The sequence below is a fragment of the Pseudorhodobacter antarcticus genome (assembly GCF_900110135.1).
GTDB lineage: Bacteria > Pseudomonadota > Alphaproteobacteria > Rhodobacterales > Rhodobacteraceae > Pseudorhodobacter > Pseudorhodobacter antarcticus.
In genome coordinates this window covers 1-11,729 of record NZ_FOCO01000066.1, presented here as the reverse complement: position 1 = coordinate 11,729, position 11,729 = coordinate 1, and the positions used below count along the sequence as shown (strand labels likewise).

4 protein-coding genes are annotated in these 11,729 nt (G+C 54.3%); 3 read left to right on the top strand and 1 reads right to left on the bottom strand.

The features are described from left to right. The 3 genes from BMY36_RS17905 to BMY36_RS17895 form a co-directional block, all read left to right on the top strand. Positions 1-261 (top strand): integrase core domain-containing protein (locus BMY36_RS17905; protein ID WP_244888700.1); only part of this gene is annotated, 261 nt, incomplete at its 5' end. 266 nt (positions 262-527) lie between these two features. After that, on the top strand, positions 528-1,175 hold the full coding sequence (locus tag BMY36_RS17900; protein WP_139194132.1) for a hypothetical protein: 648 nt from the start codon (positions 528-530) through the stop codon (positions 1,173-1,175). A 72-nt stretch (positions 1,176-1,247) separates the two neighbouring features. Continuing rightward, the gene (locus BMY36_RS17895) at positions 1,248-11,036 is read left to right on the top strand and encodes a cadherin repeat domain-containing protein (protein WP_050520625.1); all 9,789 of its coding nucleotides are present in this window, start codon (positions 1,248-1,250) and stop codon (positions 11,034-11,036) included. A 383-nt stretch (positions 11,037-11,419) separates the two neighbouring features. Here the strand turns inward: BMY36_RS17895 and BMY36_RS17890 are convergent. Continuing rightward, a partial coding sequence (locus BMY36_RS17890) for an integrase core domain-containing protein (protein ID WP_244888673.1) occupies positions 11,420-11,729 on the bottom strand: 310 nt, incomplete at its 5' end.

Here is an 11,729-nt window from a genome sequence, read left to right as displayed (position 1 = left end):
GTGACATTGCTTCGCAATGCACTGACGGTAATAGATGGCAAAGGGCGGTGGATTGACAACCGAATGATCGAACGGCTGTGGAGGTCCCTCAAGTACGAATGTGTCTATTTGCACGGGTTTGAGACTGGGTCACAGGCCCGCAGCGGCATCGGAAAATGGCTAGCCTATTACAATGCCGAACGACCGCAATCGACCCATGGCATCTTGACCACCGACGAGGCCTATGCGAGCAAAACAGAACCTATGAGAATGGCAGCCTGAAATGAAACCATGATCCACCTTAAAAGGGCTGCAATGTGGTCGAAGAACTAGGACCACCTCTGATCAACGGGCTAACTTGTGGCCAGTTCCTTGCCGACCGAGCATTCGATGCAAATTGGCTGCGTGATGCGCTGATCCACCTTGGTACATCGATGCCGTCGGGGGGGGGCGTTACATCATCAATGCCTTGCTAAAGTGGGGATGGTGGACTAGGGCTTGACGCAATGGCGTGATGTAAACGCTACATTTGAACTTTGGAGGGGCAAATGAAGCGTATCGGGATTAGTCTGGTGATTTGCCTGCTCTGGCTCACAGGCGGGAAGGCACAAGCCAGCAATTGCTCGGTGGACGAGTACGATCATAATGGCTCCACCATGGAAGTTCAGATGTGTGACAATGAGTTGTACATCAGCTATTCCAGACCGAAGGCCTCTCTGAGCAAGATCGGCGTCCGCTCGGGTACGATGTTGTTTGAAGGCACTATTTCCAACATTGGCGCAGTGTCCGGTGTGGCATATCGCTTCAGCGCCGATTGCGGTGACATCGCGTATAATGTGGATGGCGCAATACGGCCAAACTCGATCCTGCTCAGCGGTCAGGCGCCGGTTCGCAACAAGAAATGTCAGATTACTAAAAAGGGCTATGACGAGTTGCTTTTTACTATGCAGAGCTACCGCGAGAAAGTTGCTGAAGGTGATTGGTATGCAATCGCGGGATCTTTCCGCGATCGTAACAGCGCCGATCAATTGGTGCGCAAATTTCCCCGTGATTGGACTGTTGTGAATACCAGCATATGCCCGAAATTCACGCGTGGGTACTGGTTGGTCGCTGTGGGGCCGCTGTCAGAACAAGATGCCAAAACATCAGCATCAAATGTTCGCGGGATGGAGGCTTACGCGAAAAGGTGCAACTAAGGATGGCGTTTTGCCGCCAGACGTATCCGTTGATTGGTATGACCAACCAACGGTAAATGAGAAGGTGCAACCATGCGCGTTATTCTGAGACTGATTGCAATTCTCATCGCTTTTGGGTTCATGCTTTCTGGCCCTTATGCTCTTGGTCAAGATACACAGAATGACATATTATTGCCGGACAGATGTCCGGAACCCTGTGACATCGGCGGCAAATATGTCTCTGAGGATTATCAACGCCTGACGGTCCCGTTTCGCATCCGCAATGGCAAAAGCGGAAACTACCTCAAGATCAACGGACGTGGCGTTTCGGTCCAACCGCTCGTCGAGGATGATGACAGTTTCCTGTGGGTCCTGCTGCCGGGGCCTGATCTGAGATACAGCAGCGGAGATGTGTCTGAAATCATTTCTAAAAATGGTTTCGAGCACAAGGCCTACAAGTTACTCAACCTGAAAGCCAGCATGGCATTGATGAGTGGTCATGCCAGCACGACATCGATGAGTCTTAATGGCAGTACATTTTCGTTTACCACTGAGCCGGGGTATTTGAATGTCTATTCAAACGCAACTCATTTGGGCGATAATCAGTTCTGGCTGTTTCAGCGCGATCTGAAAGACGCGGCAGGCACAAAGTACCTGATCTATAACCCCAAGGTCCAGATCGCACGACCGGACTTTATGTATGACGACGGAAGTCGTGCCGATATCACGCCCGCCAATGCAAATCGGGCTAAGATGGGTGCTTTGGCGCAGGTGCCGGGACGTACGTCTGTCGGACTGAAAGCTGGCGCCGATTTCAATGTAGCAGAAATGACGTGGGTCTTTGAAGAGGTCGCCAAGCCGAGGGATCTCGCAAGGCTTACGATTAAATCCGTCAAAGCGTTGCAGGTGTCCACTGGCCGAGATTCCAAAACGGAAATTCTGTCGACCGGCATTCTTAAAGCCATCGAATTAGCTCCCCTCATATATTCGATGGGCTCGACAGATGTGGCCAAAAAGTTGGGGCGAAGTATCATCAAAAGCGCCAAGGGCATCGGCAAAAGCACGAGCAAGGCTGCGGGTAAAGCTGCTGCCAAGAAGTCCATCGCGGACCAAGCGCGCACATTTACCGGCAATATTGCTAACACCTGGAAGAAAAAAGGTTTGAAGCAGCTTGCAGACGGTGCGGTCAAGTCCGACCTCAAGAGAAAGTTGGTCAAAGGTACAATTACCATCGGATCCGCGCCATTTCGGGGCGCGTGGTGGCTTACCAAGACCACGGGCAAGGCGGCGCTGAGTGGCAGCAAGAAGCTGGTCAAGCTGGGAGCAAATGCGGCCCGCACAGCACCGAGCGTGGCTAAGGCTGGCTTGAAAAAGGCCGGAACGACTTTTGCCAAAGGCAAGAAGGTCGTGGTCGGCTGGGTTAAAAAGAACCCGGATAAGATCAGAGGAGCCGCAGAAAAGGCGGCGTTCAAGCAGTACTACAGGCGGGTGATCAAACCGCTGCTGCAGGACGTTGTGGGAAATACTGCTGCCCGTCAGGTTGGCACGGCGCTGGCCGGGGGCATATCGGGCCCCACCTTGGGGCAGGACCCAGGAAGTCTGGGAGGTGATCTGGCTGATCTAAAGGCCGAACAGGCCAAACTAACCAAGGAGTGGGGGGGGGGCTGGGCATCATTCATGGCAGAACGGTTTGCCCTTCAACAAAAGTTGAAAGTGAGCCCGTCTGCCAAAGAGCGGTCCGAACTTGAAACCCAAATTGTTGAAGCAGGAAACAGGGAATTCGTTCTTGAAAACCTGCAAAGAAGAATCAAGGAAATAGAAGTGTTCGAGGGGCGGGTCAAAAGAAGCCGCAATAGGGAGCTTTTGGCCGCAGACGTCCGGCAAACGATCTACACTGAACCGTTCGAGGTTTCGGTCGATAATTACTCTGTCTGTGCGGATACCAAGACCTACGCCATTCCACAGCGAAATCCGCCATATTTCAGGATTGATTCCGGTCAAAACATCGAAGATTTGCCTGAACGCGCAAAGACACTCAGTGATGCGTTCGAAAGCATTGACGGAGATGCAGGCGCTGCCGCTGCGAAAGTCGGCGAGGTCCTTCTGGATATAGCCATGCTGGATTTCTCCTTTGCCGTCGACGAGATAACCAAGGCCACTGACAAGGTCGATGATCAGCTTGAAATCCAGATCGACGGAACGTCCGTCTGGCCGAATGGCGGCAATGACTGGCGCTACATCGGCTCTGGCCAGACGAAAGACGTGCGGGTCGAATATCTGTTCCAGCGCGGCGATGATGTCCGGATCGACCTTATCGAATACGACAGCGCCAGCAGCAACGACAGCCTTGGCAGCCTGACAATTCCGACCACGCAGCTTTATGATATCGAGGAGTATGAGGGCGCGTTTATCCAGCAGACGTCCGAGGGAAGCCTTTATGAGGTTACTTTCACAGTAGAGCCGCTTTATGTGCCGACGCCTTCCGAGGTTGAGCGTAAGGAGCAGCATGACGTAGACTGCGCCCCGGTGCTAGCGCAGGCAAAGGCCGAAGAATTTGCCTATGCGGTTGAACAGACGCGCATTGAGGGCCGTTTGGCCGTGCTGGAAACGCTCGGAGAGAACGCGCTCCGTGTGATTGACAACACGGTTGCCTGGGCGGATTTCAGCAGCTGCCGCAACTACGACTTCTACGGAAATCTGCCGGGCGAGTGGCGGGTCGGCAAATATGATGCCTTTGGTGTCAAGGACCGCAGTGTCACTTGGACAAATACGTTCAACACAAGTTACAGCTACGGCGTCGGTGGCGATATAGTGACACCATCCGATGATGGTCGATGGAGAAATCAGAGCCTTTCTCCTGGCAAGAACATTCGTAAAAACGTCGTGGACCGAATCATCGTCAATCAAGATTCCAGAGCTAGGCCTGAGGACCGGGAGCCCGATTTGGTTCTGAAGCGTTGGGAGTGGACAGGTTTCGAGTCCGCACCCGACGATGAGATCATGAAGACGGCGGAGACCTGCGAAATCTATGCCGCCATGTTTGACCGGGACGGATTGCTGGGAGGCGCCGGCGATAAGTTGTACCCGACAGACGGGCAGCGCCAAGATACGGTCTTTTTTGAAGTGGGAAAGGAATATGCTTATGCGATGCGGCCCGATCCAACGGGTGCCACTAAGGGCATGTCGCTGCACCGTATCGCGGATAAAACATCCAAGTCGGCCCAAGCGGTCAGCTTCCTGCAAGACTACTACATTACAGCAGACCTGCCCGAACAACCGGATGGCGTAGAGCCGAACCTGTTGTTGACAGCCTCTGGCCCGGCCGATGTGTGGTTGGAGAAGATCAGCGATGAGCCCGGCAGCGGGGGCTCGGCCATAAACACCGATGAAAACTTGCAGATCATCACCAAGGTCAAAGAGACGATCGTCGGGTCGTGGGAAATCGGGCCTTACAAGGCGAATGCAGAGTTTCCGCAAAAGGTGGACCCAGAGAAGAAACGGATTTGGTTCTTTGCCGCCAATGGCACTTTTTTCGAACAGCCTGAGAATGATTTCTGGTTCAATCCCCCGATTGTCGGCACCTGGAAATATATCGGGGATCAGCGGATCGAGGTGACGACTTTGCGGGCGATGACTGTTCCGCTTGACGTGGCAACGGTGCAAGCTGGCGTACAGAAACCCGAGGTTCTTGGCACCACGTTCATCGTCAAGATGGCCCAGAAACCGAACGACCCTACGGACTTCACTGGCTTTTATGTACAGGATTCCATGGGCCGCAAGGCAATCTGGAGCAAGGCCCTGCATCCGGGCAAGTCGCCCCACGAGGTGCCAGAGCTGTATTCCGAAGCGTTCTTCGCGTTGCTGGAGCAGCTTGCGCCGCCCACCAATATGGAAGCTGTCAAGCAAGTCGAGGCGAAGGCGGCTGCCAATAAAGTGGCGTCAGCTGCAATGCTCGAAAAGCTTGTCCTCGCCGATCGTGCGTCACCCTGTTCGATGGAAAAATTTGTCCATGCGGGCGATACTGAAAACAGCTCGGGCTATTCAGCGCTTCAGGGCAAGTGGCGGGTTGGCCAATTCGATACGAGTGGAAACCGGAAATACGACTGGAATTACCAGCAAATGTCGTCGCCTTTTGCGTCACGTGACCTCAATCGTCAGTCTGCTGCGGAGGTCAAGGCGCGCGAAGATTTGGCCAGATTCCGGTCCGACGACGTAAAGATCGCGGATGATCCGGCCTGGGCTTTCTTTTGGCGCAGCGAAAGTGTGCCGCCTGAACGGTACCAGCAAGAATGGGTGTTTCCGCAGACACGTGGCGATAAGATTACCGTCAGATTGAGGCTCGATAACCCGAACGATCTGCGAAAAGATTACAATTCGGGTGACCTCGCGCGTCCGGATGCTTTTTTCCACCAAGTGGAATATGACGAGGTAAAGAAGGCTTTCGTCATGAAACAGAGCGGCGAATATGACGAGGTAACCAAGAAATTCGTCAATACCGTGAACCACAATTCCCCGCTGAAGTATGTGACTAGCACATTGCAGCTGCCTTGGTCGGATGGTGGGTGCCAATCCTCATCGGTCAAGCTGCCCGATGCCCACGGCAAAACCGAGAGCTTTCCGATAAAATTCTTCTATCACAAGAACGGTCACAAAGAATTCTACATCACCCGGCGCGATGGCAGCTTGTACCTTTGGGGCAAGCAGGATGCGGACCTGACCAAATACTACTACATTTACGGCGAGAAGTTCATGACGCCCGAAGTGGCTGCAAGTGAATGCAAGCCGATGCTCGTTGGGAATCCTTACCCATTCACATTTTATGACGAGAACCTCCGTGGTCGATCCGGCCAAGTCATGATGATGAACGAGGGCGCAAAGATACTCAGCGTCTTTCGAGACAGCGAGAATTACCGCAAGGCCTTTAAGTCGCACACGCTGCGCCCGGGGGATTATGCGGAATTCACCGGCTGGGAAGGCGAGAAGTTTGCTGTAATCGATGCACGGGAGCCGATTTTTTACAAGGACAGGTTTGATGTCTGTGCGGCTGCGCAGACAATTGGAGGCGGTCTGTATTGGCACAAGCTTGGAGAAGGCTTCAAGCACCCGACAAAGGTTACGGATACCTTTGCGGCACGAGAGGCTTGCGGTGGATTCATGGATGGCGGCTGGACCTCCGGCCAGTTCGCAGGCCGGTCCACGGCCCGGCTTGCCATCGTTGACCTCAAGAACGAGGGTACGGAACCGATGGAGATTTTCCGGCTGGGCCACCAGGGCAACATGGTCTCGCCAGATGGCAAGGACCGAACGATCCCGGAGAATTTTGATTCATTCAGGTCTGCGGATCAGTACGTGGACCTCAAGCCGATCACAGTCTTGGAGCCCGGCAGCACCTTCACGTTGCGCACCAGGGTCGGCTATGCGTTCAAAGCCATCAAGCGCGGGACCGAGCGATTGGAAAACGAAATACGCGAGACCGGCCGCGGGACCGAGCGATTTAGAGGCGAACTGCGGGGAACCGGCGACGACTACGAACAGGTGAACGTACTACGGGGCAATCCGGAAATCTGCTTTGGCAGGATCAAAATTACGGATGCATCCGAGACGATCTCTTTTGGCGATGCGATAAGTGATCGGGATTTCGACAAGCTGAAAGAGGACCGCGACCTAAAAAGCCGGGAGGACAAGCGGATTGCCAATAATCTGGGGCTGGTCTCAGATGCCGACCCAGTACGTAACGTCGTGTCTGAGAGCGTCGAACCCGGCACACCCGTGGGCCTTACGGCCCTTGCCATCGACGGGGATGCAAAAGACACGGTCAGCTATGCAATCACGGCCCCGTTCAAGATTGATCCTCAGACAGGCGTGGTTATGGTGGATCAGCCGTTGGACCGGGAAGCGACTGCGAGCCATACGGTGACTGTGACGGCGACAAGTTCTGACAGTTCGGTTAGCGTCAAAAACTTCGAGATCGCGCTGGGCGACGCCAATGAGTTCGCCCTTGGCCCGGTTGCCGTGTCGTCTATGGTGAATATCTCTGGTCCGATTGAACTGTCATGGCTTGGGAATCAGTTTCGTACCAGCGAACAGAAAATGTTGTTTGACAACCACAGCGTTAACGAAACCGCTCCGGTGGGCGCGCATGTTGCGACTGCCAGTTCGGTGGACAAGGACGTGACCGACACTGTGCGCTACAGCCTGTCTGACGACGCCGGAGGCGTGTTCGTGATTGACCCCGAAAGCGGCGTTGTGAGAACCGCCCAGTTGCTGGATTATGAAACGCAGACAAGCTACGTGATCGATGTGGTTGCCACCAGTTCAGATGGCTCCATCTCTCGTGCAACTTCAAAAATCCAGGTTAGCGATGTCAGCGACAACCCGGTTGGCACGCCGGAAGATGTTGACCCGACTCCGAATGCGGTTGCTGAATCTGCGCCAGATGGAACGATTGTCGGGATCACCGCGCTGGCCGTGGACAAAGATACTGCGGATAAGGTCACCTATAGCCTCGGATATGATCGATTTGCCCGTGCGGATCGCCGAAATGTCTATGAAATCGATCCCGTCACCGGCGTGATCACGACAGGCGGATATTTCCGGCAAATCGATTTGGAAGCGGTGAATGATCCCTATGTCAACGGCAGAATTGCTGATGCAGGCTGGGTGTCTGTCAAGGCGGAGAGCTCTGATGGAACAAGCAGCTTCGAGCGTTTCAAGATCGAAATTCTCGATGAGAATGAGTCTCCGATCACAAACACCTACGATTCCAATCATGCGAACAACCAGGTCGCCGAGAATGCCGCCGTGGGAACGCCGGTCGGGATTACGGCCATGGCCAAAGATTATGATGCCTTGGCCAAGGTCAGCTATAAGCTTATCGACACTGCAGGCGGGCGCTTCGCGATCAATGCGGCGAGCGGGGTTATCACAGTTGCCGGGGCACTCGATTTCGAGACGGCGAAGAAGCACAGCGTCACGGTACTTTCCACAAGCAGCGATGGTTCGACCAGCCAGTTGGACTTTGTGATCGATGTAGCCGATTTCAACGATTTTAGTATCGGCGCGGTCATCGATATCGATCAGGCGCCCAACACTGTATCTGAAGGCGAATGGAGCGTCGATTACAAGAGGTCGGTCGGCATTACCGCCTTCGCCACAGACGCGGACGTCAGCGCGAGCGTTAGCTACAGCCTCAAAGGCGGGCAGTTGATGGTCAGAGCGAGAGGCTTTCGTCTGGCCAATGATCATTTCTATACCGACCGTGTTTTCATTGACACGAAAACCGGTGTGGTGGGTGCGCTCAACGTTCCGGCCTTTGAGACGTCTCCAACCTTCAGCTTCACAGTCATCGCCACCAGTAACGATGGGTCTACAAGCGAGGCAGAATTCACGATGGTCGTCCTGAATGTCGATGAGTGGGATGTACAGGACCTGAAAGACGCTGACCCAACGGACAACAAGGTTGTCGAGAACGCGCCAATTGGCACGCCTGTAGGCATCACCGCGGCTGCCACGGATAGGGATAAAGGCGAAAGGATCACCTACAGTCTAAAGAGCAGTTCAGAAGGCAAGTTCGCAATTGATCATAACACGGGCATCGTGACTGTGGCTGGCAAGCTGGATGCAGAGGAAGCGGCGCGGCGTGACTTCACCATTGTGGCGAAAAGTTCCGATGGATCCTCCACGGAGAAAGACTTTGTGGTCATTGTCATCGATGTGAATGAGGTCGATGTTGGTGTCGTTTTCGACGTGGACCCAACCGACAACAAAGTTGATGAAAATGCCAGAATCGGCGCCCCGGTCGGATTGGTCGCCATCGCGCACGATGGCGACCAATCCGACCGGGTCACCTTCGCCCTGATCTCTGACGCAGGTCGCCGCTTTGCCATTAATAGCAACTCGGGCGGGGTGAGCGTTGCAGGCCCGATTGGCAAAGGAAGTGACAGCTATACGATTGACGTGGTCGCCAGCAGCACCGATGGTTCGCTAAGCCGTGGCACCTTCACGATTTTTGTCAATGCGATCAATAAGGCTGCCGTTGGTGATATGTTGGACGCTGATCCGCAGCCCAATGGTGTTGACGAGACCGCGCCCTTCGGCACACTGGTTGGCGTGACGGCTTTCGCGCAGGATAGGGACAAGGCAGATACTGTCAGCTACCGCATTGACGCCAATTTCAGCCCCTTTGCGATTGATCCCACTACAGGGGCGATTACGGTCGGACGCGCTGGAATTCTGGACGCTGAAACCCGGCTTGCTGAAATGATCCCCGTAATAGCCACGAGCACGGATGGTTCTATCAGTTATCTTGATTTCGAGGTCGCGATCTACGACGTGAATGAAGTTGACCTCAGCTCCATGTCCGATATCGACAATGTCCCTGATACCGTCTCGGAAAATGCTCCGGATGGAACCCTGGTGGGTTTAACCCTCCTTGCCGAAGATTTTGACCGGACCGATACCGTGACATACCGTATGGGCGCGTATGATGACGGGCTGTTCACTATCGATCCCCAGACGGGCGTGGTGACGGTGGCTGGATTGATCGACTATGAGGCGATCTACCGTGCCGCGCCGTCCTTTGAGGCGGTCAGCACCGACGGTTCCGCCATAGAGCGCAGCTTTGAGATCAAGATCCTGCCGGAGAACGAGTTCGACATCACGCCCTTTGACGATATCGACCCCTCGGCGAATGAAGTGTCCATTTTGGCGGAGAGAGACTCACCTGTCGGTATTCGCCTCGCCGCGTCAGATCCTGACGAAGACAGCGGTCAGGTCATTTTTGCACCTGTCGACTCTGCCGGCAATGAAGCGTGGGACCTTCCGTTCGGTGTCCAAAACGATGGCGTCATCTATGTAAACTCGCCGAATTTGTTCAAAGATGTCGGTGAAACGGATTATACCCTCTATATTCGCGCCAAAAGTTCTGATGGGTCGGAGCGTACCGAGCCGGTGGTCATTGCCGTCTATGGTCCGGAAAAATGGTACAACAATCCGCAAGGGCCACGTGTAGAAGATGATTACGGCACGGTTCCCGAGTATGATCGGAAGACTTGCGTTGCCGCAGATGAGGATGTGCGGGCGCCTGCCACCTTTAACAATGAAATCGCCTATTTTGACTGCTTGGACCTCGCCAAGCCGAACAATTGGTATGATGATCCCAGGGATCCTCGGGGACAGGGCCAAACAGTTTACGGGGGCGTTACCGAAGGCGATTGGGATAGTTGCGTCGCGGCAAACGAGGATAAAACCTCTGCCGTGTTCAACAATGAAGCGGCGTTTTACGACTGCCTTGACAGCTTCAAGCCAAGTTTCGTGAATTGGTACGATGATCCGAAGGATTGGCGCAGCGAAGATCCGGCACGCTACGCCGATGTCGCTGTTCAGGATTGGGGCCTGTGCGTGAAGCAAAATGAAGACGCATCCTCGCGGTTCTTCAATGATGAAGTGGCTTTCTACAATTGCGCCGATCTCTATCTTGCGGCAGTTCCACCTGTAGACACCGCACCACCGCCGCAAGACGATGTGCCCGTGGCCGAGCAACCAGACGTGCCACCGATGGACTATCAGGCCGTGGTGAATTCCTGCGCCGCGCAATTCGGTATCGGCTACGAACCCCCGGAAGACCGCGCAGCGCTGATAACGCTGACCAACAATACGGCCGATCAGATTGGTTTGATCGAGGTCAGCCCGCCCGGCACCGCGCCGCAAGGGACTGATCCTGCTGCGCTCGCTATTGTCGATCCCGGAACGATGCTTGATGTTGAGAACGCAAAGCGAAGTGGGGCTTATGCCGTGCTGTCAATCTACGGCGATTGCCTCGGCGGTCTGGTAACCCGTGAGTCGCGCAACAGTTTGACCTGTAGCGCGGAGGGCTGCAGGTAGGTCGGCAAGATTGTCGTCACGGCAGCCCTGAAACTGAATGCACAAGATAAATCGCATCGATGAACTCATGCCGTTGAACTGGCTGACCGAAAAAGCCTGAAATCGCGCATTTACCGGACGGATACCAATCAGGATAACGATCTGGCCCGGAATATGCGAAGGCTGGCGCAAGATCGCTATGACGTGTGCTTCTGTGTATCTGCTTGTCTGTTAATTGCCACTGAGAATTGACCCGGCAACTACCAAAATTGTCACTGAGAACTGACCCATGTGCAACCTTACCCCAGCTTAAACCAGTTGGGGGCATATGGAGTGATCGAGATGGGATTTTTGAAGGTTATCACGGTAATCCCCCTATTTTTAGTGGGGTGCGATCGTAGAATTCACGCGGCCATTTTCAGTTTCATTGCGGGTGTTATGCCGCCGATGCCCATGTTGGGGCGGTCGTTGTTGTAAGTCCACAGCCATTGCGTGGCGTAATCTTGGGCCTCCTCGATGCTTTCGATGATGTATTGGTCCAGCCATTCATGCCTTACGGTGCGGTTGTAGCGTTCGATATAGGCGTTCTGCTGCGGCTGGCCGGGTTGGATGTGCTGGATGGTAACCCCACGTTTCACAGCCCATTTCATCCGTTGCCCGACAGACGATGCGTGCATCGCCGAGAGGGAGCTTTTCACTGATGTATTCGGGGCC